A 26,197-nucleotide genomic window follows, 5' to 3' on the forward strand; every position below is an offset into this window, starting at 1 on the left:
GGCCTCTCAGCATCAGAACGTCATCATCGCACCGGCCGACATCGTATGGTCGCTCTCATGTGCGATGCCGTGGGAGTCCGATTCCGTATGGGCATATTCACCCACAAGCGTGAACCAGTCCGTCAGGTTGTAATAGATTGCTCCGACTTCTGACTGGTTGCGGCGGACCATGGACGGATTGTCTTCACCGGGGGCCTGATAAAGATTACTGACGCCATAGCTGCCAACAACCTTGAGCTTCGGCAGGATCTTGTACGCTGCCTGAACGTAGTAGCCCTCTGAATCACGTTTGCGTCCCTGATCCGAGACTCCATCGAAGAAGAGGCCTGTCGTGCCGAGACCGCTGCCGTAGTAATAATAAGCCACGCCTTCAAACGGGCCGCGCGAAAGCTTGACGCCAACGTCTCCCGCTTCGACCGTTGTGCCCTTGCGGCTGTTGCTGCCGAGGGTCGCACTGGTCAGGTTCTGCTGATGCTGAACGAGGAAGCTGGTCCAGAAGCGTGTTGTAAATCCGGCGATATTGCCATCATAGGTGACCTTGCCCTGAAGCATCGGAGAGCTATGCTGGGTCGTTGTCGCAGAAAGCCCCCCACCTGCAAAATTGAACTCGTCAAGCGGTGTCATGACGCCGACAGAAGCCTGAAAGCCTTTCCATTTCGGTGAGATATAGGTGATCTGCGGGAGCCAGTCGGTGTAGACGTAACCGACGCCGATACGACCAAGCGATGTATTGGCCGGATTGGCGTTGCTGCCGGTGCTGCCGACGCTAAGAAGCGTGGCGTCGTTGAGAATGGCATCTGACGCAAACAGCGCAATATCACGACCCAGCTTGACCGTGCCGAGTTCGTCGGTTCCCGCAGTCATGAAAACCTGACGGAAATCGAGGCCAGCGGTTCCAAGGCCCACCGGACTGCCGCCGGAATTGGCATTGAAAGTGCTGGGGTCGTTGTTGTTGATGCCGGGATACATGCCAAAGACGGCACCCAGTTTGATGCCTTCCTGTACCGTGTTCAGCTTCAGGATCAGACCGCCCGGCAGAAGGCCGTTACGGATGGAAGATGAATCGAACCCGCTGCTGCCCGTAGAAACGCCGCCTGCGACAGGGCGGCCACCACTGGGACTGTTGTAGGTATAGTACGCGTTGACGAAGCCGGAGAGGTTGATGTCGATCTGGCCCGCCTGAATCGTAACGCCTTTGCCCGCAACATAGGGCTTCACGCGCACGATGCTGTCCGGATTATACGTCCTGCGTGCTTCCATCAGGGAATTACGCGCGTCCTGTGCACTTGCCGAGGCTTCCATGGCGGCACGGCGCGCGGCGGATACAGCGGCAATCGTCGTCACGTCCGGAGGAGCATCAAGGCTGCTGCCTTCGTTCTGGGGCCCATAGCGCATATAACGGTTGCGATGGCGTGCGGGTGCCGGGGATGCTCCGTCGTCGTCACGTTGCAGCGAGGGGTGCGCGTGATGCTGGTGATGTGACAGCAGCACGTTATATTCAGAACGGCTCAGGCTGCCCTTGGCGCGAAGAATGTCGAGCAGTTCCGTATAATCATCGGCCCGTGCGATGCTCGGGAGGGCGGAGAGTATTGCAACGCAAAATGTGCTTCCCAGAAGACTTAGTCGGCACAGGGACATAGATGACATATAAACAGCCGCTCCCGCGGATATGCCGATGATCGCAACGCGCGCTCACCGGTAAAATGGACTACAACGCTTTTCCTAGCGTGAAAGAAGACATTCTTCGCAACAATAGGATGTGTTCTCACAAAAAAGTCAGAAATTTAATGTTTCCGAACATATAAGTTGGCATAATATATCTTATACGACATTTGTGTGTTGTCGATCCCGTCTCTGATACGCGCTCGGATTTTACCTTATCAAAGCCCGTACCCAGCGCATTGAAGCCGCTGGGTTCAAAAATCAAGTTCTGTGGCAAAATGCCATACACGGACTGTTATCCTAGGTTTTCAGCGCTTTTTCACGGACTTTTGGGTTTGGATTATGCGTTCAATGATTAATTTCATGCCTATGGCAAAATGCCACTTGGATAAACCAATGGCATTTTGCCATCATTCAATCTCCGGTCCGTACAATCTAATGGCAAAATGCCATATGGCATTTTGCCATTGAGCCATCTCTCCCCTTTACCTCATCCGGCTTCTCCCGTTACGCAGGGTCTTCCTATCCTGCGTCGTTGAGGCTGCATGACCGAGATCCTTCCTGCTTTCCCTGTCGTCGAACCATTCGTTCCCTCAAAACAGCGTGAACTCTGGGGGCATCCTATTGGGCTGTGGGTGTTAACACTGACCGAAGGTTGGGTCGGATTTTCGCTTTACGGCATGCAGGCCATCCTCGCGCTCTATCTGACGGATCATCTGCTTCAGCCGGATCACTCCGGCCATGTGTTTGGCCTGACGTCGCTTGAAGGATTTGTTTCATTTCTCTACGCGCCGGTCGGACCGAGGGCTCTGGCAGGTGCGATTACGGGGCTTTTTCTGGCCCTGATCTATGCCACCCCTCTCCTTGGCGGCTTTCTTGCCGACCGCGTACTTGGCCAGACACGAACCATTCTTCTCGGTGCGGTTCTGATGACGGTAGGCCATTTCCTGCTGTCGTTTGACTGGAGTTTCGTGCTGGCGCTGGGTTTCCTGCTTGCAGGTCTTGGTATGGCAGGAGGACTGCGCGCGCAGGTTGGAGCGCTTTACGCCTTGGGCGACCGGAGACGCTCGGATGCCTATCAGATCTATATGATGGGGCTTCAGGTTGCTGTCATTGCGTCACCGATACTATGTGCAAGTCTGGCGCAGATCGAATGGCACTGGGGCTTTCTGGCTGCGGGCGTCGGTATGCTGATCGGGCTTGTAGTCTATCTTTTTGGACGCCGTTGGCTTCCTGCCTCTGACCTCACCGTCCATCCGGCGCCTCATGATGCGAAAGTCTCAAAACGCACACGCCCTGCCCTGACGTCACAGGAAAAAAAGACGGTCTGGCTGCTTCTGGCACTTGTGCCGGTCATGGCTGTCGGAGCCGTGCCGAACTCCGAAATTTTTGATGGTTATCTGCTCTGGGGGCGCGAGCATTTCCAGCTTCGCCTTCTGGGACACGAGATGCCGGTGAGCGATCTGATTTCTCTGGATGGGTTCATCAGCACGCTGTGCGCTGTCGCCGTCCTGTGGTTTTGGAAAGCCTATTCCCGACGGCGGCAGGATCTTTCGGAAATCGCTAAAGTCGCACTGGGAACCTTCATTGCGGCCTTCGGCCCCTTGATGCTGGCTTTGGGATCGTGGATCAGTCCGGGGCCGCATGAGGTCAGCCTGCTTTGGGGGCTGGCCTTTCACATTATTAACGATATCGGCTTTTCGATGAATTATGCGATCGGAATGGCCCTTTTCTCCCGGGCTGCCCCCGTCAGCGTCAATACCATCCTCGTCGCCTGCTTTTCACTGCATCTGTTCCTTTCCAATCTTCTGATTGGAAAGCTCGCAACACTCCTTGGGCGTATTTCTGACGTTTCGTTCTGGCTGCTGCACTCGGGCGCAGCTTTGCTGGCCGCGGCAATCCTTGGTTTCTGCGCGCTCCGGTTCCGCGAGCTGCTCGCCCCCGAAAAAGAGACCCCGCCTCCGGTTCTTTAAGGAGGCGAAACCAGATGACGCATCTCTGTGGCAGAGGCCGTCGAGATGGCGTCCCCCTCCAGAGTACGGACTGTGACAGGCATCAGAAGCCCGTCCGCTCTTTTCTTGCTGCGCTGAATAATAAGGCGCTGAACGATCGGATAATCCCGAAGCAGCTTTTCGAAAACCGGTCGCGGAATGGCCAGCAGATGGCTGAACTGGAGGGAGCGGACGGTGCCGGGCATTGTGTCGTTTCGGATGACGGAAGCGGCACCGATCAGATCTCCACTGCCAAACAAAATCTCTTGCTCGGCCAGATTAACTTCTGCCAGCCCCGCCACCTGAGCATAGACGACACGAACGCGCTGCCCGCGTTTGAACAGCACCTCTCCCGGTGAGACGAAATGCATCGAAACCTTGGAAGACAGCTTTTGCAGCACACTGTCGGGGACGCCATTGAATGCCGGAAAAGCCCGGAGACGCTGTTCAATACCGCTCTTGAGATTAAAGCGTAGCGGTGCATCGAGCCGTGCCCGCTGGCGTTCGATCTCACGATGCAGTTCGCGGTGAAGCTCTTCGGAAATCAGGCTGTCGGCTTCAAGGGCATCGTATTCTTCATCTTCGAGACGCAGAGCGATCTGCCGCAGGATGCGGCTTTCAAGAGCTTCGGAATAGCCGGAATAATGCAAGCGGAGGGTCTCCAGCGCATCGTCCAGAAGTTTGCGCTGGCGGCCGAGCACCTCAGACACGATTTCCGTGATGCGCGGGCCAAGCGTGGGTTCCATGCGCTGGCGAACGAAGCGCTGAAGCGAAAGCGAGACGAGATGCGCGATGATGAGCATCTCGAACCGCTCCATCATACAGTTCGTCAGAGGCTCGTCGATATGCAGGCGACTATGCAGTTCCTGCGCGATCCGAAAGCGAAGTGAAGGCTGAAGACGCCGCTTGAGGGCACGCACATAACCATAACGCCCTTCCAGTCTGGCGCCATCCGCCATGGATTCAGCTGTTCTCAGCAGCGTTTCCATCACACGGCGAGATAGCCCCTGAATTCGGAACAGATCCAACAGCAGTGAGCGTTCCTGATTGGCGATGGTAATCAGAGCGATATTGACGCGGTTACGGTCACTCAGGGCAGATTCAAAATTATTGGCCGCCCTCTCCTTCTCGGCGCGACGTTCGAGGCGGCTGATAACGCCGGCGCGCGTCTGCTCGCTGAAGCCGAGTTCTTCAGACAGTTCCCGCGTTCGTTCTGCGACCTCACCCAGACCAATCCCCACGATCTGCTGACGGATGGCCTGATCGATGGGAGAAAGCTGATCCAGTTTGAAAAACAGAACCAGCGCCCGCAGCGTCGTACCGTTGATCAGAAGCGTGATGAGAACGAAGCCCGTGGCGATGATACCGACAAAATGGGCCACAGGGCTCGAAACGCTCTGGTTCTCGGTCACGGCAAGTGCAAGGGCAAGCGTGATGGCGCCGCGAATGCCACCCCAGGCCATCGTTGCCTTGAAAGGGTTTGGAACAGGCGGCGACAGCTTCGTAATGGCCAGCAGGGGCAACATACCAAAAATCACGGCCGAGCGCGCGATCAGACCAGCCACGCTTGCAATCAGGATCAGCACGAAATCCCACCTCGTCATGCCAATCAGCAGGCGGGGGACCAGCATGGCCGCCAGAAGGAAAACGAGCGAACCAGCCCAGAAAACGAGCTGTTCCCACATCTCGTTCAGAAAACGCCAGACCTGGGGACGGAAGGTAGACGGCCCGTAAGCGGATACTGTCAGGCCTGCCGCGGCCGTTGCCACAACCCCCGAAAACCCGAGCATTTCATCGCAAAGGATATAAACGGCATAGGGAAGTGCCAGCGTCAGTGTGACCTCTGAAGCAGCCGATCCGCCCAGTCCTGCAATCAGCAGCAATGTCAGACGCGCCAGACAGACACCGACCACGATGGCCCCGATAAAGGCCGTCATGAAGTCTATCAGAGCTTCGGTCGGATGGATCTGGTGATGGGACGTAACGGCTGCCAGAAGGATGGAGAAGATCGAAATGGCCGCGGCATCGTTCAGGAGTGCCTCTCCCTCAACGAGGCGTGTCAGGCGGGATGCCGCGCCGATTTCGCGGAAAATACCCGCCACGGCGGACGGATCGGTCGTTGCGACGATCGATCCCAAAAGCAGGCAGACAACAAGGCTCTGCTTGGCAAAAGGATAAAGCGCAAAGCCGATCGTGGCCGTGGAAACAATGACTGCCACCACAGCCAGCAGCAGGACTGTCGCCGTTTCATGGGCCAGACGGCGCACGTCAATGGCCATCGCGCCCTGAAAAACCAGAATGGGTAGGAAAATCAGCAGGAAAGCTTCGCTGTTGACCGGAAAATAGATCAACGCTTCCGCCGCACCGTCCAGAAGATCAGTCGCAGAAGATCGGACAATGAGAGACGCGATCAGTCCAAGCCCGATCCCGGTCAGAGCCAGCAGGACGGCCTCTGAAATTTCAAGACGTTTCGCGAGAGGCTGAATGATGCTGACAAGCGTGAGCAGGAACGCGAGCGCTAGGAGTACGGCTGCCAGTCCTGTCACCATCATCGTTGTCTCGGCTCTTTCATCAGATCGTCCGCAGACGAGGTAGCATGTTTCAAGTTGGGGCAGCTTCTTTGGAGGTGGCGTCAATCCAGCGTCGGACATGTGCTTCCGGATCCGGATGGCCGATGAAATCGCCCATCACGGCCACCGTATCTGCCCCAGCTTCCAGGCACTCTGCGAACCGAGGCACCGTGAGGCCTCCGATCGCCACCAGCGGCACATCTCCGCACAGTTCCCGCCATTCCGCCAGTTGTTTCAGACCCCTGCCCGCTAGCTTCACGCCCCGAAGCTTCGTGGACCAGACAGGACCAAAGGAGATGTAATCCGGCTTGCAGGCCAGAGCTGTTTCCAGTTCCTGACGGGTATGGGTCGAGATACCAAATCTGATACCCGCGGTCCGGATCGCCTCCAGATCAGCGGTCTCAAGATCTTCCGGCCCCAGATGCAGCCATTCATAGCCCAGTTCGATGGCAGTCTGCCAGTAGCGGTTTAGCGCCAGAGACACATTGAAACGTGCCGCAAGTTCCTGAGCCAGCAGAGCCTGTGCCCGAACGTCCTCTTCAGACAGATCCCGGAGATACAACTCGATGAAGCGCAGGCCGGCTCCACCAAGCCGTTCTACCCAGCGAGGCTGGTCGACAACAGCGTAGATCCGGGATGGAAGAGAAGACATGACGTTCATACTCCACGGGGCCTGCTGACAAGGGTGTGCCTTTTGAGATCGGGCAACACTGTTACAGTTTGGACCCTATGCGTCCAGAGGTGTGACATCGTTATCAACGCCCTGTTTTCACAAGTGTTCCTGCAAAACGGAAATCAGTATTTCTGCGGGATGGGACGGACGGAGCCCAGCCATGCGCTCGGTCTGGCAGCGGCAGGAAAATCCGGTCGCAAGAACGGGTGTCTCAACTTTTCTCGCCCAGTTCTGCTCGAACATATCCCGTGACAGCTTCGCATGTTCCGTCTGATGCCCGAACAGCCCGGCCATGCCACAACAGCCTGCCGACCCGGCCTCCACCGGCACACCATAATGCTGAAGGACAAAGGCCCAGTCTCCGGCACTTTCCGGTCGGGCAGCTTGTTCCGTGCAATGCGAAATCACAGTCATGCGAGGGATGTCTCGAGGAGTCTGACGCGGTTGCAAGGCTCCCTGCCCGATCTGTTGCCGAAGAAAAGTCTCCAGTGGAAGAACAGTCGGGATTGGACTGTTTCCTGCGACCTCCCGGTATTCCTGTGTGAACATGAGGCCGGTTGCAGCATCCAAGGACACAACAGGAATATTGAACTCGGCCAGTGCCCTCAATTTCCGCAGGGTCGCGCGTGCCGTCACGCCAAAGCCTTTGCGAAACCCCAGAACATGACGCGCTTTGCCGTTGTCCCAGACAGGCGTGAGTTTCGCATCGAACCCAAGCTGCGTCAGGAGCGCATAAACCTTCTCGACAAGCCCTCCATCAAAGCTGCCGGTGAAGGAATCCTGCATCACGATGACAGCGCGCGGATTGCTCCGGTTGCGTCGCAGCCACGATCGGCTGACCTGAATGTCCGCGTTCCGCCGCGCAGGTCTTAAATGCGGAAGATCCACCAAACCCAGCTGCGACAGGACAGTTTGCGATACAGGATTGTGCATCAGGAGGTTGGCGATCCTGGGGGTCGCTCGCCCTGTCGCCAGAAGCGGTTCCAGCCAGTAGACAAGATAATCCCTGATGGGTCTGCGGGTATCACGGAAGTACGTTGAAAGAAATTTGGAACGCATGGACGGGATATCCACGCGGATTGGACATTGCGTGGCACAGGCTTTGCACGACAGGCACGTGTCCAGCGAGGCCTTGAGCTCTTCTGTCAGAGCGGGAAGCATAGCCCGATCCGGAGCATCCTCTGGCAGAGAGCGCAGTCTGGCCCAGCTTCGAATCAGCAGAGCGCGGCCTTTGGGGGACTGCGATCGGTCTTTCGTGATTTTGTAAGACGGACACATGGCCATGTCTGGCTCACGGTTAAAACAGGCACCATTGCCGTTGCAGCTTACGGACAGGCCGTAAGATTCACGCAGCGAAGGTGTGATCTCCTCGTCAAACCCGCCCTTAAAAGGGATGCCATCAATCCGGTCGACTGGATGCCCCGCTCCACCCGGAGCCAGTTTGCCGCGATTAAAAATATCTTTGGGATCAAAGACATCCTTGATGCGGCAAAGTTCTGCAAAGAGCGTTTCGCCGAAAAACAGCGGCGAAAATTCCCCGCGGAACCCCCGACCGTGTTCCCCCCAGAGCAGACCGCCATGACGTTTCGTCAACTCAGCCACTGCGTCAGAAATTGGCCGGATCAGCGCCCGGTCTTCGGCTGTCAGCATATCCAGAAACGGGCGCACGTGCAGGCACCCGACGTCCGCATGGCCAAACATGCCATAGGACAAGCCGTATCCATCCAGAATGTCGCGGAACTCGCTGACATATTCGGGCAGAACCTCGGGCGGAACGGCTGTATCCTCGACGAATGGAACACCCTGCCTGTGACCGTCCGGACGCCCTAGTAATCCTACGGATTTTTCTCGGAGAGTCCAAAGATTCGCAATGATTTCCGGATCAGAAACTGCTTTATGATCAATGGGTTTGTGAGGAGATCTCTCCAGAAGGCTGACGGCATGGGCTATCTGCTTTTTCAGGACTTCCAGGTCGTCTCCCACGAATTCTACGAAGCTCATCCCCTTGACCGGAAGAGCTGACGTATTGCCCAGGACACGTTCAAGAGCATGCCATGTCACGTCCTGCTGGGCCTTGGCGAGCACACGGTCATCCAGCACTTCAACAGCTGAAGGGTTGGCAGGTAGAAGTGTCTGGACGTCCTGAAGGGTATCGTTGAAGCTGGCATAGCGGACGACGATAAGCTGACGGTATTTCGGTAGTCGTCTGACGTTCAGAACGACTTTCTTTGTCAGCGCGAGCGTGCCTTCCGATCCCGCCAGAAGCCTTGCGAGATGGAAGCTGCCGTCGCCAAACAGGATATTTTGAAGGTTGTATCCGGTCAGACCACGGTTCATATCAGGGAAAATACGCCGGATTTCTTCTGCATGTTCCGTGACGACCCGATGGACCTCACGATAAGCCCGTGCGGCATATCCGGTCCCGTTCATTGCGTCTAGCAGCTTTTCAGCAGTCAGGTGCTCAACCGCCAGATCGCTTCCATCCGCAAGAACGACATCCATCGTCTCGATATAATCGGACGTCCTGCCGTAGATCCGGGAGCCTTTGCCGGAAGCATCCGTCGCAATCATGCCTCCAATTGTCGCGCGGGTGGCGGTCGAGACTGTTGGGGGAAAGAAAAAACCGTGTGGCTTCAGAAATGCATTCAGACGGGCCAGAATTACGCCCGGCTCAACGGTGACCGTACCTGCTTCGGCGTCGAAATCGAGGATCCGGTCTAGATGGCGTGAGACGTCAACAACGACGCCATCGGTCAGAGACTGGCCGTTGGTGCCGGTGCCGCCTCCCCGGATTGCGAGCGTCAGAGCGCCGTTGGCAGCCGCCCTCACCGCCCGGTTGAGGTCTTCGCTGGTTCGCGGGTGAATGACCGCAGCCGGGAGACGCTGGTAAATGCTGTTATCGGTGGAAGACATCAGACGGGATGAGACCCGCAGGTCGATATCCCCTTCAAAGCCCTGCTCGTTCAGCCTTCGGACGAAAGCCTCACGCAGGGCGATTTCGGGGGCGCTGGGGGAAAGGCCTGAATTTCCGGCTGGTGTTCCGGATATTGCGTCTCCACCCATCTTTACGCCCCTTTTAGTGTTTTATGGTCCATACCGTTATAATGAGTGAAAAATAAGCTTGTCGGATAGAAAAATTCCTCATTCCACCGTCACGGATTTCGCAAGATTGCGAGGCTGATCCACATCCGTGCCTTTCAGAAGTGCGACCTCATAGGCCAGCATCTGAACGGGGATGGCATATAGGATCGGTGCGACGAAAGCGTCCACATCAGGCATGATGACGATCTGTTCCGCCACGCCCTCAAGGCGCTTGGCACCTGCGGCATCTGTGAAAACAAGAATGCGGCCGCCACGCGCTTTCGCTTCCTGAAGATTGGATAGCGTCTTGTCGAACAGGATCGTGGACGGGGCGATTGCAACGACCGGAACGGTCTGGTCGATCAGGCTTATCGGGCCATGTTTCAGTTCACCCGCTGCATAAGCTTCCGCGTGGATGTAACTGATTTCTTTTAATTTTAAGGCGCCCTCGAATGCAATCGGCGTACAAATCCCGCGTCCTAGGTACAGGACATCGCGAGCCTGCGCCACAACGGCGGCCATGGCCTGAATATCCTTGGTGCGAGTGAACACCTCTGCTGCACGTGACGGCAGATCCAGCAGACTGGCCGTCAAACGCTCTTCGCGAGCCTGATCCATCGTCCCACGAGCACGGGCGAATTCGATCGCCAGCGCTGCCAGAACGGAAAGCTGCGCGGTAAAGGCTTTGGTGGAGGCAACGGAAATTTCCGGCCCTGCATCCATGCCCAGCACGAGATCGCTTTCCCGCCCGATTGTGGAATGCTCGACATTCAGAACCGAGACAATGCTCTGACCGGCCTTTTTGAGGCTGCGCAGAACACCCAGCGTATCTGCGGTTTCGCCGGACTGTGAAATCAGCAGCGCCACACCTTTGTCCGGCTGGGGCGGCTCGCGGTAGCGCATTTCGGACGCAACATCGATTTCCACCGGAATGCGTGCGAGGGATTCAAGCCAGTACCGGCCGACCATCCCGGCATAATAAGCGGAACCGCAGGCCGTGATGGTGACGCGGGGCACCTGTGCCGGATCGAAAGGCATAGCCGGCAGCGTAATGCGCTTTGACGCTGGGTCCGTAATCCGTTTCAGTGTCTGTCCAATGGCGACCGGATGCTCATGGAGTTCCTTTTCCATGTAGTGCCGGTAGCCATCTTTGCCGACCTGCCCTGCCATGAAGGTAAGATCCTGAACCGGACGACTGATCTCCGCACCTGTCATGTCGAAAATTCTGACATTATCGGTCGTGAGTTCGCACCAGTCCCCGTCTTCAAGATAGGTCATTTTCCGGGCCATGGGCGCCAGAGCAATGCTGTCCGATCCCAGGAACATCTCGCCATCACCGTAGCCGACAGCCAGCGGCGCACCGTGACGGGCACCAAGCAGCAGACCTTCATGATCCTTGAAGATCATGGCGATGGCATAGGCGCCTTCCAGTCGTTTGATGGCAGCAAACGCGGCCTCCCGGGGCGGCAGTCCCTGCTCCAGATAGTCATCGACCAGATGGGCGACGGTTTCGGAATCCGTTTCGGTCCGAAACACACGGCCTTTCGTTTCCAGCTCTTCCTTAAGGGCTGCGAAATTCTCGATAATGCCGTTATGAACGATTGCCACACGCCCGGCTTCATGGGGATGGGCGTTGTTTTCGGTGGGGGCACCGTGCGTCGCCCAACGGGTATGACCGATGGCGGTGGTGCCGTGCAGCGGGTGCTCCTTGAGAACGCGCTCCAGATTATCGAGCTTACCCGCAGCGCGGCGGCGTTCGATATCGCCGGACGCTGTCAGGGTTGCGATCCCGGCAGAATCATATCCACGATATTCAAGGCGTCGCAGGGCCTCGAATGCAATCGGGCTGGCAGGCTTGTGTCCGACAATACCGCAGATACCGCACATCAGCCCTGTTCCTTCCGAGCTTTGAGAGATTGTTTGATCTGAAGACCGCGCCCGGCTTTCAGTGTTTGCCGGGCCCGGCCCAGAGCCAGATCGCCAGCAGGCACATCATCGGTAATCACACTTCCTGCGGCCACGAGGGCATCGTCACCGATGGTTACGGGAGCCACGAGAATGGCGTCCGAACCGACGAAAACCCGCTCCCCGATGACGGTCCGGTGTTTGAAGACACCATCATAATTGCAGGTAATTGTCCCTGCCCCGACATTGGTGCCGCTTCCGACCGAGGCATCACCCAGATAGGTCAGATGGTTGGCCTTGGCACCCTCGCCCAGTTCTACGTTTTTAAGTTCGACGAAATTGCCGACATGCGTGTGTGCAGCACAGACCGTTCCGGGACGCAGTCGGGCGTACGGACCGATCATCGCACCTTCACCAACCGTGCAACCCTCAAGATGCGAATAAGCGCGAATAAGCGCACCTGAGCGAACAGTCACACCTAGTCCGAAAAAGACATTCGGCTCGACCGTAACATCCGTTTCAAGAACGGTGTCTATGCTGAAAAAGACGGTTTCCGGCGCAACCAATGTCACTCCGGCATCCATCGCCGCGTTTCGCAGCCGTGTCTGGAGGGTCGCTTCAGCGCGCGCGAGTTCAGAGCGGGAATTGACGCCAGCCAGTTCGTCTTCAAGCGCTTCCACACAAACAACCGAACCGGCTTTAGCTGCCATTTCAACGACATCCGTCAGGTAATATTCACCCTGGGCGTTGTCGTTACGAACATTCTCCAGCCAGTTACGGAAGTCCTCTGCTCCGGCACACATGACGCCAGCATTGCAAAGGGTGATGCGGCGTTCGTCTTCAGTTGCGTCCTTGAACTCAACGATCTTCACAACCTTGCCGTCGTCTTCGACAATCCTGCCATAACGACCGGGTACAGCCGGACGCATTCCCAGCAACGCCAGGCTGGCGCCCTGTCTGCGAGCCGCGAGCAGGCGTTCCATCGTTTCTGCGGTAATCAGCGGGTTATCAGCATAAAGAACAGCGATATCCCCATCCCCGAACAGGTCCCGCGCTGCATTGGCTGCGTGGGCCGTGCCAAGCCGTTCGACCTGCGTGACGGTTCTGAACGGACGGACAGCCTGTTCGAGTTCTGGCATATCCGGCCCCGTGACGACGACCACATCATCGAAGACCTGCCGGGCGGTTGTGATGAGGTGGTTGATCATGGGCTGGTTACCCAGACGATGCAGCGCCTTTGGCAGGCGGGATTTCATGCGTGTGCCGAGGCCCGCAGCGAGAATGATGGCAGTGGTGCGATGGGTTGTGTCGGTCATGTTCTGCCCGGGGTATCCAAACGGCAGGCCCGCGTCAAACGAAGCCCGCAGACTGTGTCATCACTTCGAATTGCCGATTATTGCAATTCGTTCGAGTGCTTCGGTCAGGGAGTCACGGCATGCTGCATGACAACCATGACATGACCGAGTTTGGGGTGATTGAACTCGATCCGTACAGGAACAAGCCCCAGACCGTTGATCTTTAAAAACCATACTGCGCCGGGCTGTGGCGCGGCCAGTTTGGCTCTGTTGGGAGAGTCCTTGATGAACCCTGCGATCTGACGGCCAACGAAATCGCATCGCATGGCCTGCCCGGAATAGGCTTCATCCTGACCCTGCGGGATGTCCACCATGACAGGACCATGCACCACCATCTGGGTCAGCCGAAGTCCATCGAAAATGACCTGAGATCCGTCGCATTTCCCTGTCGTCGCCAAGGAATGCAACAGATGGGCCATCCCGCTCAGCGTATCGACCGTATGGGGCAGCAAATCTGCCGGGATAGGCTCGCGGTCGGTTTCCGGCGGCTGAAGATCCATCACCTTTGGGGTGTCGTTTGAGAACTCCAGCCGGACATGCCTGTTTTTGCCGCGCGAAACGCCGCCGCTATCAAACAGCATGGGTTGTACATTGCCGTCGGAGGTGAACTGCCCCTGAACATGCGATGTTACGTCCATCGTCACGAACCAGCTGATCAGGCCCGCAGGCTTGATCTGGGTACTACCGCCATAGCCCCAGGGCTGGATCTGATAGGACGTCCTGGCGTTCAGGACGTGAAAACCCTTGATGTAGACAGCATAGGCTGCGTTGACCTGCGGCTCAGCCTTGGCTGAACCACAGGTCAGTCCCGCGATCAGAACAAGGCCGGCTGCGGCTGCAAAAGCCTTAAACGTCAAGATTGGCAACCTTCAGAGCATTACCGACGATGAAGTCCCTGCGCGGCTCCACAACATCGCCCATCAGCGTCGAGAAGACCTGACCAGCATCTTCAACATCCCCGATCCGGACCTGCAACAGGGTGCGGGTCGAAGGGTCGAGTGTCGTGTGCCAGAGCTGTTCGTCATTCATCTCGCCCAGTCCCTTGAACCGGTTGATGGTTAGCCCGCGACGCCCCTGAAGCAGGATGCGCTCCATGATGGCGGCCGGGCCGAACAGTTCGTAGGACGTGGGATCGAGCGTCAGGATGACGGGCTTTGCAAAATCACGCGCCAGACGTTCCCATTCGGAAACCAGCCAGCGGGCCTCAACCGAACGCAGGAGCGAAGGCTCGATGTGGTAGACTTCACCCACGCCACGGACGGAGCGCGCGCATTCCAGACCGGTTTCCGAAATGGAGACCTTCCAGCCGCGCTCGTTGGCAAGCGAGGCGCCATCAAGCCGCTGCTGGAATTCCGCCATCCGTGAGGTGGCAACAGCGATATTGCTGTCCAAAACCCCAGAAATGGCAGCCTGCTCCATGACCCAAACCGGCACTTTAGAAGCAATGCTCTGAAGACGACGCGCCGCAGCGGACATGAACGTGATTTCTTCAGACAGAGCCTCGCCCGTCAATTCCCGGCCGTCAGCAAAGCGCAGGGTCGCATTCGCCAGCGCCTTGTCCAGCAGGTATTGTTCAAGAGCCGCATCATCTTTGAGATAACGCTCTTCCTGTCCACGTTTGGCGCGATAGAGCGGCGGCTGGGCAATGTAGAGATAGCCCTGCTCGATCAGTTCGGGCATTTGGCGGAAGAAGAACGTCAGGAGCAGCGTGCGGATATGAGAGCCGTCCACGTCGGCATCTGTCATGATGACGATCTTGTGATAGCGCAGTTTTTCTGCCGAAAAACCACCCTGATCGACTTCGCCACGGCCAATACCAGTGCCGAGAGCGGTAATCAGTGTGCCGATTTCCGCCGATCCCAGCATTCTGTCAAAACGTGCCCGTTCAACATTCAGGATCTTGCCACGCAGCGGAAGAATGGCCTGAAAGCGACGGTCCCGTCCCTGTTTGGCCGTACCACCTGCGGAGTCACCCTCAACGATAAAGATTTCAGCCTTGGACGCATCGCGCTCCTGGCAGTCCGCAAGCTTGCCCGGAAGCGAGGAAACATCCAGCACACCCTTGCGTCGTGTCAGTTCACGCGCACGGCGTGCAGCCTCACGGGCGCTGGCGGCATCGATGATCTTGGCGACGATTGCCTTGGCTTCCTTGGGGTGCGTCTCGAACCAGTGAGAGATCGCATCGGATGCAGCAGCATGCACAACGGGCTGGACTTCGGACGAGACCAGCTTGTCCTTCGTCTGGGACGAGAACTTCGGATCGGGCACTTTGACGGACAGCACGGCCGTCATGCCTTCACGCATGTCTTCGCCAGTCAGCGAGCCCGCCTCACGCTTGGCTACCCCTTCGGCATACTTGCCAACAACGCGTGTCAGAGCCTGACGGAAGCCCGCCAGATGCGTGCCGCCATCGCGCTGGGGGATGTTGTTGGTAAAGCACAGCATTGTCTCGTGATAGCTGTCGTTCCAGGTCAGCGCGAATTCGACGCGGATGCCGCTTTCCGGATTGTCGATCTCACCCACGATTGGCGGTGTGACGATGGAAGTTTTTGAAGAATCAAGCCATTCCGCGAAAGCGCTCAGGCCGCCTTCATAGTGGAAACGCAGTTCTTTCGGCTCCGCATGACGTTCATCACGCAGGATGATCAGCATGCCGGAGTTCAGGAATGCGAGCTCGCGGACGCGGCGCTCAAGAATGGAAAGCTCGAAATCGACCTTCGTAAAGGTCTGCTTGCTGGGCTTGAATGTGACCAGAGTGCCACGGTCTTCCGTGGACGGCCCGATGACGTGCAGGGCTTCGTCGCGTTCACCGTGCTGGAAGCGGATCTTGTGCTCCAGACCGTTGCGCCAGATGAGCACTTCCATCCATTCGGACAGCGCGTTCACAACGGCTGCGCCCACACCGTGCAGACCGCCCGAAACCTTATAGGAATTCTGGTTGAACTTGCCGCCTGCATGCAGCTTGGTCAGTACGACTTCAGCCGCGCTGATGCCTTCTTCGGGATGAAGATCAGTCGGGATACCGCGGCCGTTATCGCGGACGGAGACGGAACCATCCCCGTTCAGGGTCAGAATGCAGTATGTGGCGTGCCCGGCCTGAGCTTCGTCGACGGCGTTGTCGATGATCTCGAAAACCATGTGATGCAGGCCCGAGCCATCATCCGTATCGCCGATATACATGCCCGGGCGCTTGCGAACGGCATCCAGTCCCTTGAGTACCGAAATGGACGAAGCACCGTAATCTTCACCGTCTGCGCCTGGGATCTCGGGCTGGTTCTGGGTCTCTGACATGCGCGTGACGGTCTCCGTGGTACTCTGAAAAACTGTTGAATCAGTATAGCCTGCGCCGGACGGTTAGACCAGCGGTGGGCATGAATCAGGCCGGAGATATGCTTCCGTTCCTGACTGAAAAAAATTGGGCTCGGCCTTCAAGCGCTGCAAAGGGTGCGTGATCCGTACCGGTGATCAGAACGGGCGCCTGAAGTTTTTCAAGGCTGTCGAGAAGGGCATGGCGGCGGGTCTCGTCCAGATGGACCAGAGGTTCATCCAGCAGGATGGCGGGAGCCTGCCCCCGTTCCTGTGTCATCAGCCGCGCATGGGACAGAATTGTGCCGGTGAGCATGACTTTCTGCTGACCGCTGCTGGAGAGTTCTGCAGGACGTCCCGTGGCGGTGTCCGAAAGCGTGAAATCGGCCCGGTGTGCACCGATAGACGTCGTGGCGCGTTGCCGGTCTTCGGTGCGGGACTGCTGGAGACTGTTTCTGATCCAGTCTTCGACGTCCAGTGCCGGCTGACAGGCCAGGCGGTTTGAAACAGCGCAGTCAAGATGAAGTGTGCTGACAGAAAATCCATTATTCTCAAATGGATGCCCGTTCATGCTCTCAATAAGTGCGAGGCGAGCAGCAGAGGCCGCAACCGCATGGCGGGCGATAGAATCTTCAATGGACGCGAGCCATGCTGCCTCGGTCGGGCGATCCGCTAGTAACCTGTTTCGACTGACAACCGAGCGGTCATGGGCGGCAATCTGGCGACCATGATCGGGAGAGAGCGCCATGACCAGCCGATCCAGAAAGCGCCGCCGGCCGCTGGAACCTTCCTGAAAAAGCCGATCCATCTGTGGGGTCAGCCAGACGCAGGAAAATCTTTGGCCAATCGTGGCTTGAGAGCGGATGTTTTCGCCGTCGAGCCGGAATGTCCGGCGCTGTTTTTCGTTTAACTCACTCCCTGTTCCGATCCGGAATTCATCCAGACCGGACTGAAGTGTCGCAGCAACGCCCCACCGCTCGGCTCCCGTACGGCACAGAGCAGGAAGCGGTGCGCCGCGTAGTCCACGCCCGGGAGACAGCAGCGAAACGGCTTCCAGCAGATTGGTCTTTCCGGACCCGTTCTCTCCCGTCAGAACCAGAATGGAGGCATCCGGGGTCCAGACGGTGTGGGTATAGTTCCGGAAATCCGTCAGCGCGAGCCGGGTCAGTTTCAATCGTGGCTCGTGTTCAGACCCGCATGGGCATTAGGACATACAGCGCCGAAGGCGACGCCGTGTCACGCACGATGGTGGGCGCAGAGCTGTCGGAAAATGCGAATTCCACTTCCACGTCGATTTGGTCAGTGATGTCCGTCAGGTAACGCGCCTGAAAGCCGATCTCGATGGGTGCGGCATCGTAGGAGACAGCATTTTCGTCTAGTTCCTCGTGAGCCACGCCCTGATCGGGGCTGGTGGCGGAGAGGTTCAGCATATTCTGCGTGACAGACAGCTTGACCGGGCGCGACCGCTCTTGGCTGATGGCCGCGACACGCCCGACAGCCGCCGCGAAATCACGCTTGCCGACGCGCAGAATGCGATCATTGCCCTTAGGAATGACGCGTTCATACTCCGGGAAGGTTCCGTCGATCAGCTTGGAGGTCAGAAGGACCGGTCCGGCCTGAAACTGGATGCGTGTGTCGGACAGGGAGACTTCCAGATCGGCCGCTCCCTCGTCCAGCAGTTTGCGTAGTTCGTTGACGGTCTTGCGAGGAATGATGACGCCCGGCATACCGCGCGCGCCTTCAGGCAGATCCGTCTCAACGCGTGCCAGACGATGACCGTCCGTAGCGACCGCGCGCAGCATTGGAGTGGCGCCGTTTTCTGCAACGTGCAGATAAATGCCGTTCAGGTAGTAGCGGGTTTCTTCGTTTGAAATGGCGAATTTGGTGCGATCGATCAAACCGCGCAGTGTCGCTGCGGGGAGCGAGAAACGATGCGGCAGATCTCCGGCGACCATGGCCGGGAAGTCGTCGACCGGAAGGACGTTCAGACTGGTGGCATAACGGCCAGCGCGCAGGGCGAGCGGTGCTTCGCTGTCCTGATGATCGAACTCGAGCGCCACACCATCCGGCAGTTTGCGGACAATCTCGAAGAGTACCGCGGCGGGCACGGTCGTGGAGCCGGAGCGTTCGCCGGTTGCGGGTACGTCTTCGACGACAGCGATTTCCATATCCGTCGCCGTCAGGCGCAGAACATCGTCCTCAAAGCTCATCAGAACGTTGGCCAGAATGGGAATGGTATTCCGCTTTTCCGCAACGCCATGAATATGCGCCAGAGCCCGTTGCAGCAGAGTACGGTCAACCTTGAATTTCATTCCGGGCCTCGGGGAAGATCTTGAATTAATTGAGAGAACCTAGCAGACCCCCGCCCCTCGGGAAAGAGAGGGATCGGGGGCTGGTCGAGGTCAGCCTTCGAGCATCCGGCGCAGCAGTTCCACGTCCTCGGCAAAGGACGTATCCTGATCCATCAATTCGGTTACGCGATTGACGGCATGCATGACCGTCGTATGGTCACGGTTACCGAATTTACGTCCGATTTCCGGAAGCGAACGGCTCGTCAACTGCTTGGCCAGATACATGGCCACCTGACGCGGACGTGCCACGGCGCGCGCACGGCGGGCAGAAGACATGTCTGTCAGGCGGATGTTCCAGTGCTCGGAAACCTTGCGCTGGATTTCCTCGATCGTGACGCGGCGATCGTGGGCCTTGAGCATGTCCTTGAGAACATCCTGCGTCGTATCGAGCGTAACTGGACGGCCTACGAGGTCTGCATGGGCGATCAGACGATTGAGCGCCCCTTCAAGTTCACGCACATTGGTCGTGATCTTGTGTGCGAGATATTCTAGAACCTTGGACGGAACATGCGTCCCTGAAGCCTTGGCCTTGGCTTCCAGAATGGAAATGCGCAGCTCAAAAGTCGTGGCATGAATATCCGCGACCATGCCGCAGCCCAGACGGGTCCGCAGACGGTCCTCAAGCCCGGAGAGGTCAGACGGGCTCTTGTCGGCACTGACAATGATCTGACGTCCAGCATCCACAAGGGCATTGAACGTGTGGAAGAATTCTTCCTGCGTGTTGTCCTTGCCGATCAGGAACTGAAGATCGTCGATCATCAGCACGTCAACGGACCGGAGCTGTTCCTTGAATTCCATCGTGGACTGCGAACGGATCGCCGCGATGAAGCGGTACATGAACTTTTCCGCAGACATATAAGCCACGGAAACCTTACCGGTGCGGGTCAGCTCCGTACCGATGGCGTGCATCAGATGCGTTTTACCCAGTCCAACACCACCATACAGGAATAGCGGGTTGAAGCCGGGGCTTGATGGCTTCTCGGCCACTCGGCGCGCACAGGCATAGGCGAATTCGTTCGGCTTGCCGACGATGAACGTGTCGAACGTGAAGCGCGGATCAAGCGGTACAGCCAGATCGCTCCGACTCTCGGACACAATGGTTTGTGGCGCAGTTTCGCTGGAGAGACCTGCCGCGTCGTCCGCGTCTTCGGCATCGTCTGCCGCGACTTCGGGCAGTCCACGCTTGACCTGAAGCTCCACGCCCTTGATGTCTTCGCGCTCAGTCCGCCAGAGCGTCTGAAGACGTTCCTCATACTGGCTGCGAACCCAATCGCGGAGGAATCGCGTGGGCAGATAGAGAGTCAATTCATCTTCGTCGAGTGGCCCCAGAACGATCTGCCGGAGCCATGTCCGGTATTCGACCTCGCCAACCTCACTCTTCAGTTTCTCACGAACGCGGACCCAGGCGGTCTCAAGCGGTGTCGTCGAACCGGGGGCGGAGGCGCTGGCGTCCAGATACTGAGCGTTTTCCACCATTGTACCCCCTTTCATATCCAGTCCCGCAGCACGCGGGCATCAGTTATTGGTCCCTGCGCGCAGGGCGGTTGTGCTCTCGACAGAAAATCCGCAGCAGGAACGCAGGAAAATCCCGGAGAGCCAGACATCCGATACTTTTTCGTCGAACGCTCAGGATAGGCGCCCGCTCTGCCCGAAGCAAGCTGGAACACGAAGGGTTCAGCGGGATGTCATGAGGGTGTTCCTCATAAGCAACCCAAATTCAGACGCTCGGGGAAAAGTTCTGGGGTGCAGTCAAAAAAGAACGCGCTCCCGGAGGGGAGCGCGTTCTTCAGTTCCAACCCGAAGGTGAAGCTCAGGCGGTTGCCAGAGCCTTCACGCGGGCGGACAGACGGGACAGCTTGCGGCTGATCGTGTTCTTTGCGATCACGCCCTTGCCTGCTGCGCGCTGCATTTCCGGCTGTGCAACCTTGAAGGCTTCCGCAGCAGCGGACTTGTCGCCGGACTGGATGGCGAGTTCGACCTTCTTGATGAACGTACGCATACGGGACATGCGGGCGACGTTGCGCTCACGGCGACGTTCATTCTGACGGATGCGCTTACGGGCAGAAGCTGTGTTTGCCATGGATCTTTCGGTTCACTTTGCGTTTTGGTCGCGTAAATGGTTGGCGCCCTCTACTCCCCTCTGACGGGTCCCGTCAAGCGTTTTGCACATTTTACACAGGATGGGGGCATCTTTCCGCCCTTTCCTCCTCCCGGTCATTTCTGACAGGTTGCGCAGAAGAACGTCGAACGTCCGGACTGCGTGATGCGCCTGATCGGACTGGTGTCTCCACAATTCGGACAAGGCTCTCCTTCGCGGCCATACACAAGATGCAGGTCCTGAAAGCCGCCTTTGGTACCGTCAGCCTGCACATAGTCGCGCAGGGACGATCCGCCGGACGCGATCGCCTGTTCCAGAATCTGTGGGATGGCCTCTGAAAGAGACTGGGTTTCGATGGCGGTCAGTGTGCAGGCCTGTCGTTCGGGATGAATACCGCAGCGAAACAGGGCCTCGCAGACATAGATATTACCCAGACCCGCAATCAGCTTTTGATCCAGTAAAGCTGATTTGACCGGTGTACGCCTGCCTCGAAACAGGCTCGCCAGCACGGGGCCGCTCATGGTGTCGGAAAGCGGCTCCAGTCCCAGATGTGCAAGAAGGCGATGATCCTCCTCTCCATCTGTGCGGACAAGATCGACGCCACCAAAGCGTCGGGGGTCTACAAGCCCTGCCCGCGCACCGCTGTCCGTCTCCAGAACCAGATGTTCATGTGCTGGCGGAGTCGCGTTCGTCCCGGCCCTGCCGATCGTGAGTCGACCCGACATGCCTAAGTGCAACAGCATACTCCAGCCACCCTCAAGGCGTATGAGAATGTACTTCGCGCGTCTGCGGAACGAGAGAACGCGCCGACCTTCCAGCTTCTCCCGCAGATCTGCGGGAAACGGCCATCGAAGATCGGGGCGATTGACGGAAACATGGCTGATTCGATGCCCTTCGAAAGCATCACGAAACCCGCGCATGACTGTTTCGACTTCTGGAAGCTCTGGCATGGCTGGCCTCAACGATATATCGATTGCCCCATGACCGATAGCGCAGAACACAACGCCTCGCCCTTCCAGTCCTCCGCACAAGCCGAGGACACCATCGATTTCGGCTACCGCAATGTCCCGCGTGGCCAGAAGAAGACGATGGTCCGGGAGGTGTTCGAGAGCGTCGCCGGGAAATATGACATCATGAATGACGTGATGTCGCTGGGAATTCACCGCGTCTGGAAGCGCATTTTCGTCGGAATGCTCAACCCGCGCCCCAATATGAAGCTGCTGGATCTGGCAGGTGGTACGGGCGACATCACGTTCGGTTGGCTCCGCGCCGGGGGTGGCCCGGCCATCCTGTCCGACATCAATGCGGCCATGCTGTCCGTTGGGCGTGACCGTGCCATCAAGGCCGGGCTGATCGGCAAGATCGAGGTCTGTGTCGTGGATGCGGAAGCCATTCCCCTCCCCGACTGTTCCGTCGATCGCGTGACGATTGCCTTTGGTCTGCGCAACTGCACAGACAAGTCGGCTGTCCTGCGGGAGGCACGTCGCGTTCTCAAGCCGGGAGGACGCTTCTTCTGCCTCGAATTCTCGCAGGTCGAGATCGCGGCCCTCGCACCGATTTACGATCTCTGGTCCTTTCAGGTTCTGCCCAAGATGGGGCAGATCATCGCTAAGGACTCCGAGAGCTACCAGTATCTCGCCGAGAGCATCCGCATGTTCCCCGATCAGGAAACGCTGGCCCAGATGATGCGCGATGCCGGACTGGAACAGGTCCAGTACCGCAATCTGTCGGGTGGTATTGCCGCTATCCATTCCGGTTGGCGTCTGTAAGACCATGCGCCGCGTCCTGCTGATCGTCTCGGGAGGGATCGCGGCCTTCCGGGCGCTCGAACTCGTGCGCCTGCTGCGGGCGGATGGTATTGCCCTCACCCCCGTCATGACCGAAGCAGCGAAGGCATTCGTCACGCCGCTCAGCCTTGAAACGCTGGCGGGCGAGCGTGTTCATGACGCGCTCTTCGAGCCCACGCAGGAAAGCGAAATCGGCCATATCGCACTGGCCCGGAGCGCGGATCTGGTCGTTGTCTGCCCAGCCACGGCCAACATCATGGCGCGTATGGCGCAGGGTCTCGCGGATGATCTGGCGACCACACTGCTTCTCGCCACCACGTCCCCCATTCTGCTGGCCCCGGCTATGAATGTGCGGATGTGGGAGCACCCCGCCACACAGGCCAATCTGAAGCTGCTGAAGGCACGCGGTGTTTCCGTCATCGGTCCCGATGTGGGCAGCATGGCCTGCGGTGAAGTCGGCGCCGGACGTTTGAGTGAACCTCCCGTTCTCCGCGATGCGATTCTGCGTCTTCTGACGCCTGACCAGTCCCTCTCCGGACGTCACGTTCTGGTGACGGCAGGCCCAACGGTTGAGCCGCTCGATCCCGTGCGCTTCCTGTCAAACCATTCCTCGGGACGGCAGGGCTATGCCATCGCGGCGGCTCTGGCGAAACGCGGCGCGACCGTCACGCTCGTTAGTGGCCCGGTTTCGATTCCTGTCCCCGAGGGTGTACGCCGCATTCCGGTCCAGACCGCGCGCGAGATGCTCGCAGCCTGTGAAGCCGCTCTGCCAGCCGATACCGCAATCTGCACGGCAGCCGTTAGTGACTGGCGTGCAAAAGACATCGCCCCCGGCAAAATCAAGAAAACCGGCGACGCCCCACCCGCGCTCGAACTGGTGGAAAACCCGGATATTCTGGCAATGCTCTGCCGCTCGCCTCAGCGTCCGCGCCTTGTGGTGGGGTTTGCAGCCGAGACGGACGATGTGCTGCAAAACGCGCAGGCCAAGCGTCTGCGTAAGGGATGTGACTGGCTGGTGGCCAATGACGTCCGTCATGGCGTGTTCGGTGCCATGCGCAATACGGTCAGCCTGATTGACGATCATGGCCTGCAAAGCTGGCCGGAAATGGACAAGACAGACGTTGCGGAACAGCTCGTTGAGCGGATTGTCGCGTTCTTCGCCAACCCGCTTTCACAGGGCGCATAATCCGGGGTAAGACAGGGTCATGACGACAGACCTGATTGATGTGCGCATCACGCGCCTGCCTCATTCCGAGGGGCTTCCCCTCCCTGCCTATGCCACCGCCGGTGCTGCGGGTTTCGACTTTCTGGCCGCTGTGGACGCGCCTCTGACGATCGCTCCGGGTGAGCGCGTTCTCGTGCCGACCGGGCTGTGCATCGCCTTGCCGCCTGCCTATGAGCTTCAGGTCCGTCCGCGCTCGGGGCTGGCGCTCAAGCACGGCATTACCCTGCCCAATTCGCCCGGCACTATCGACGAAGACTATCGCGGCGAACTTCGCATCATCGTCATGAACGCGGGCACCGAACCCTTTACGGTCGAGCGTGGCACCCGGATCGCACAGGGCGTTCTGGCTCCCGTCTCCCGTCTGCGCTGGTCGGAAGTCGAAACACTGGACGAGACCGCGCGAGGGCATAGCGGTTTTGGCAGCACCGGCCACTGATCTTGGCTTGCTGGCATGCAAAAAACACTTGAGACTTCCAGAGGTCTTTTTTTAACCTCTGGTTTCCATCAGGAACGAGGACAGCACGCACCATGACGGGCAGCCCGATGGCCATGCCCCTGCGGATCATGCATCGCTGGCGCCAGCGCATGAGCGGTATCGAACTTTCGATCCTGTTCTGTGCAACCGCAATCGCGCTCCTTGTGGTTCAGCACGCTCCGGCGGCTCCTGTCGTATCGGGGGCATTGCCGGGCGTCTCTGCCGGTCTCTGGAGCGCCGCAGCCCTGACCCTGCTGCATGTCGCTCTGGCGCTCATGACCGTTGTGGCCGTCTCCCTGCTCGTATCTGGAGCCGCATGTCAGTGGCCGCGTTTCAGAGCGTTCCTGATCCCCGCTCTCTCGGTTGCCCGAGCCGTTCCGGGTCTCGGCCTGATCGGGATCTGCGCGGCTGTCTTCCCTGCGTCCGTGACCATCGTTCTGGTTGCGGCTTCCAGCATGATCTGGCGGATCGTTACGGCTGTTCTGGATGCGGACGATACGCTCCCGCCCGCCCTCGACGAGGTAGCGACCGGCCTGCGGATGACGGGATGGCAACGCTTCTGGCGCTTGCAGATTCCCGTCGCAGTACCGCTGACGACCTTCAGGGCCATGCAGTCCATGCCGGCGTTCTGGGTCCGCCTTCTGGCTGCGGAAGGTCTGATGATGCTGATGAGCCATCGTACGGACGGAGGATGTGGCGCAATAGTCCTCCACGCCATACTGGATCATCACCCGCTCAGAATTGTTGAAATCTCGCTCCTCATTCTCCTGCTGATTCTCCTTGTCGATCAGGCCGTCATGCGTCCGGTTCTGGGCTGGGCGCAGCGTTACCGGCCAGAAGGCCCTCTGGAGGAACGTCCTCGCCCCCAGTCCTGGCTGCTGACGCTCTGGCGGCGGACAAAACCGATGCTCTGGCTCAGTGGAACACTGGGCGAGGCTCTTGCCTGGATCGGAAACTGGCGGATCGGGCGTGCCCGATGCATTCTTCCCGAGCAGGACGTGGCTTCCCGCGAGTTCCCCAGTGCGATCCTTCCGATCATCTCGCTGCTTCTGCTGGTTTATGCGATCTACCATGCCGGTCTGCTGCGGCTTGTTCCATCAGACCTCGTGGAAAGCATTCTGACACTGTCGCATGTCTGCGAAACACTTGTTCTCTGCATTCTGATCTGGGTGCCGCTGGGTCTTCTGATCAGCGAACGTAAACCCGCATTGCGGAATGTGTGCCGGAGTGCCGTTGCGGCCTGTGGACTCTTCCCGGCTGTCCTTCTCTATCCGCTGTGTCGGGAACTGGGGCTCAATTCCGCAGTTGTGCTGCTTTTTCTGGGCGCACACTGGCTGGTCGGGATCGTGGTTCTGGATGCGGCAAAGGCTATTCCTTCAGGGCTACGTCAGGTCGCGGCAGGATTGAGGCTGCGAGGGTTCCTCCTGTGGCGCAGACTGCTCCTGCCCGCCATCGCTCCCGAACTCTGCGGCGGTCTGTTGACGGCCGTGGTGCCGGTCTGGAACGCTGTGATGGTGGCGGAGGCTTTTGTCCCATCCGATAGCGGTCTGGGAGCCACACTGCTGTCTGAAGTGCTCGGGGGCGCATTGGGTGCGCAGATCCTTGCCTTGATGCTGCTGACGCTTCTGTCCATGCTGCTCGACCGTCTGATCCTGCAACCTCTCGCCGTGAATGCGGCCCAAAAATATACTCTCTGAACCTCAGGCTGAAATTCCAGA

General features: G+C 58.4%; 18 protein-coding genes. 5 read left to right on the forward strand and 13 right to left on the reverse strand.

From position 1 onward, the window contains the following. Positions 1-12: 12 nt before the first annotated feature. Positions 13-1,638, reverse strand: coding sequence for a porin (locus ABDK74_RS01265; RefSeq protein WP_346004125.1), 1,626 nt, complete (start codon positions 1,636-1,638; stop codon positions 13-15). 569 nt (positions 1,639-2,207) lie between these two features. Here ABDK74_RS01265 and ABDK74_RS01270 point away from each other — a divergent pair. Further along, on the forward strand, positions 2,208-3,635 hold the full coding sequence (locus tag ABDK74_RS01270) for a peptide MFS transporter (protein WP_194254550.1): 1,428 nt from the start codon (positions 2,208-2,210) through the stop codon (positions 3,633-3,635). Here the strand turns inward: ABDK74_RS01270 and ABDK74_RS01275 are convergent. The 12 genes from ABDK74_RS01275 to mutM all read right to left on the reverse strand — a co-directional run bounded on the left by ABDK74_RS01275 (position 3,632) and on the right by mutM (position 21,942). Then, complete coding sequence (locus ABDK74_RS01275) at positions 3,632-6,205, reverse strand: cation:proton antiporter (RefSeq protein WP_346004126.1); 2,574 nt, start codon at positions 6,203-6,205, stop codon at positions 3,632-3,634. The genes ABDK74_RS01270 and ABDK74_RS01275 overlap by 4 nt on opposite strands. Positions 6,206-6,254: 49 nt before the next feature. Then, positions 6,255-6,875, reverse strand: a complete 621-nt coding sequence (locus ABDK74_RS01280) for a thiamine phosphate synthase (protein ID WP_346002394.1) — start codon at positions 6,873-6,875, stop codon at positions 6,255-6,257. Between the two features lie 117 nt (positions 6,876-6,992). Continuing rightward, positions 6,993-9,959 (reverse strand): FAD-binding and (Fe-S)-binding domain-containing protein, encoded by a 2,967-nt coding sequence (locus ABDK74_RS01285; RefSeq protein ID WP_346002395.1) that lies wholly within the window; start codon positions 9,957-9,959, stop codon positions 6,993-6,995. Between the two features lie 78 nt (positions 9,960-10,037). Then, positions 10,038-11,864 (reverse strand): glutamine--fructose-6-phosphate transaminase (isomerizing), encoded by a 1,827-nt coding sequence (glmS, locus tag ABDK74_RS01290; RefSeq protein WP_346002396.1) that lies wholly within the window; start codon positions 11,862-11,864, stop codon positions 10,038-10,040. Then, complete coding sequence (glmU, locus tag ABDK74_RS01295) at positions 11,864-13,198, reverse strand: bifunctional UDP-N-acetylglucosamine diphosphorylase/glucosamine-1-phosphate N-acetyltransferase GlmU (protein ID WP_346002397.1); 1,335 nt, start codon at positions 13,196-13,198, stop codon at positions 11,864-11,866. Before glmU ends, glmS begins: the two co-directional genes overlap by 1 nt. Positions 13,199-13,302: 104 nt before the next feature. Then, complete coding sequence (locus tag ABDK74_RS01300) at positions 13,303-14,094, reverse strand: DUF3108 domain-containing protein (protein ID WP_346002398.1); 792 nt, start codon at positions 14,092-14,094, stop codon at positions 13,303-13,305. After that, entirely contained in the window at positions 14,084-16,528 is a 2,445-nt protein-coding gene (gyrB, locus tag ABDK74_RS01305) for a DNA topoisomerase (ATP-hydrolyzing) subunit B (RefSeq protein ID WP_346002399.1), read from the reverse strand. The genes ABDK74_RS01300 and gyrB overlap by 11 nt, the downstream gene beginning before the upstream one ends. An 85-nt stretch (positions 16,529-16,613) precedes the next feature. Next, a complete protein-coding gene (gene recF / locus ABDK74_RS01310; protein ID WP_346002400.1) occupies positions 16,614-17,717 on the reverse strand; it encodes a DNA replication/repair protein RecF in 1,104 nt (367 codons plus the stop codon). Between the two features lie 13 nt (positions 17,718-17,730). Continuing rightward, the gene (gene dnaN, locus ABDK74_RS01315) at positions 17,731-18,855 is read right to left on the reverse strand and encodes a DNA polymerase III subunit beta (RefSeq protein WP_194254541.1); all 1,125 of its coding nucleotides are present in this window, start codon (positions 18,853-18,855) and stop codon (positions 17,731-17,733) included. A 90-nt stretch (positions 18,856-18,945) separates the two neighbouring features. Beyond that, complete coding sequence (gene dnaA, locus ABDK74_RS01320; protein ID WP_346004127.1) at positions 18,946-20,367, reverse strand: chromosomal replication initiator protein DnaA; 1,422 nt, start codon at positions 20,365-20,367, stop codon at positions 18,946-18,948. Positions 20,368-20,704: 337 nt separating this feature from the next. Continuing rightward, positions 20,705-20,974: a 30S ribosomal protein S20 gene (gene rpsT / locus ABDK74_RS01325; RefSeq protein WP_062031354.1), complete on the reverse strand. Its 270-nt coding sequence runs from the start codon at positions 20,972-20,974 to the stop codon at positions 20,705-20,707. A gap of 134 nt (positions 20,975-21,108) precedes the next feature. After that, positions 21,109-21,942, reverse strand: a complete 834-nt coding sequence (gene mutM, locus ABDK74_RS01330; protein ID WP_346002401.1) for a bifunctional DNA-formamidopyrimidine glycosylase/DNA-(apurinic or apyrimidinic site) lyase — start codon at positions 21,940-21,942, stop codon at positions 21,109-21,111. Between the two features lie 30 nt (positions 21,943-21,972). On the opposite strand from mutM, the gene ABDK74_RS01335 reads away from it, so the two are divergent. The 4 genes from ABDK74_RS01335 (at position 21,973) to ABDK74_RS01350 (ending at position 26,176) form a co-directional block, all read left to right on the forward strand. Further along, entirely contained in the window at positions 21,973-22,761 is a 789-nt protein-coding gene (locus tag ABDK74_RS01335; RefSeq protein ID WP_062031345.1) for a class I SAM-dependent methyltransferase, read from the forward strand. A gap of 4 nt (positions 22,762-22,765) precedes the next feature. Continuing rightward, a complete protein-coding gene (coaBC, locus tag ABDK74_RS01340) occupies positions 22,766-23,965 on the forward strand; it encodes a bifunctional phosphopantothenoylcysteine decarboxylase/phosphopantothenate--cysteine ligase CoaBC (RefSeq protein WP_346002402.1) in 1,200 nt (399 codons plus the stop codon). 19 nt (positions 23,966-23,984) lie between these two features. After that, positions 23,985-24,440 (forward strand): dUTP diphosphatase, encoded by a 456-nt coding sequence (dut, locus tag ABDK74_RS01345; protein ID WP_099286379.1) that lies wholly within the window; start codon positions 23,985-23,987, stop codon positions 24,438-24,440. Between the two features lie 92 nt (positions 24,441-24,532). Beyond that, on the forward strand, positions 24,533-26,176 hold the full coding sequence (locus ABDK74_RS01350) for an ABC transporter permease subunit (protein ID WP_346002403.1): 1,644 nt from the start codon (positions 24,533-24,535) through the stop codon (positions 26,174-26,176). The last annotated feature ends 21 nt before the right edge of the window (positions 26,177-26,197 follow it).

It is taken from the genome of Gluconobacter sp. OJB (assembly GCF_039638275.1).
Classification (GTDB): Bacteria; Pseudomonadota; Alphaproteobacteria; order Acetobacterales; family Acetobacteraceae; genus Gluconobacter; species Gluconobacter cerevisiae.

Excerpts from the sequence above, each read along its gene's own strand:
- coaBC (WP_346002402.1), top strand. The coding sequence starts at position 22,766 with ATGCGCCGCGTCCTGCTGATCGTCTCGGGAGGGATCGCGGCCTTCCGG.
- ABDK74_RS01350 (WP_346002403.1), top strand. The coding sequence starts at position 24,533 with ATGACGGGCAGCCCGATGGCCATGCCCCTGCGGATCATGCATCGCTGG.
- ABDK74_RS01275 (WP_346004126.1), bottom strand. The coding sequence starts at position 6,205 with ATGATGGTGACAGGACTGGCAGCCGTACTCCTAGCGCTCGCGTTCCTG.
- ABDK74_RS01335 (WP_062031345.1), top strand. The coding sequence starts at position 21,973 with ATGACCGATAGCGCAGAACACAACGCCTCGCCCTTCCAGTCCTCCGCA.
- ABDK74_RS01285 (WP_346002395.1), bottom strand. The coding sequence starts at position 9,959 with ATGGGTGGAGACGCAATATCCGGAACACCAGCCGGAAATTCAGGCCTT.
- rpsT (WP_062031354.1), bottom strand. The coding sequence starts at position 20,974 with ATGGCAAACACAGCTTCTGCCCGTAAGCGCATCCGTCAGAATGAACGT.
- gyrB (WP_346002399.1), bottom strand. The coding sequence starts at position 16,528 with ATGTCAGAGACCCAGAACCAGCCCGAGATCCCAGGCGCAGACGGTGAA.
- ABDK74_RS01280 (WP_346002394.1), bottom strand. The coding sequence starts at position 6,875 with ATGTCTTCTCTTCCATCCCGGATCTACGCTGTTGTCGACCAGCCTCGC.
- glmS (WP_346002396.1), bottom strand. The coding sequence starts at position 11,864 with ATGTGCGGTATCTGCGGTATTGTCGGACACAAGCCTGCCAGCCCGATT.
- dnaN (WP_194254541.1), bottom strand. The coding sequence starts at position 18,855 with ATGAAATTCAAGGTTGACCGTACTCTGCTGCAACGGGCTCTGGCGCAT.
- ABDK74_RS01270 (WP_194254550.1), top strand. The coding sequence starts at position 2,208 with ATGACCGAGATCCTTCCTGCTTTCCCTGTCGTCGAACCATTCGTTCCC.
- mutM (WP_346002401.1), bottom strand. The coding sequence starts at position 21,942 with ATGCCAGAGCTTCCAGAAGTCGAAACAGTCATGCGCGGGTTTCGTGAT.
- glmU (WP_346002397.1), bottom strand. The coding sequence starts at position 13,198 with ATGACCGACACAACCCATCGCACCACTGCCATCATTCTCGCTGCGGGC.
- dut (WP_099286379.1), top strand. The coding sequence starts at position 23,985 with ATGACGACAGACCTGATTGATGTGCGCATCACGCGCCTGCCTCATTCC.
- ABDK74_RS01265 (WP_346004125.1), bottom strand. The coding sequence starts at position 1,638 with ATGTCCCTGTGCCGACTAAGTCTTCTGGGAAGCACATTTTGCGTTGCA.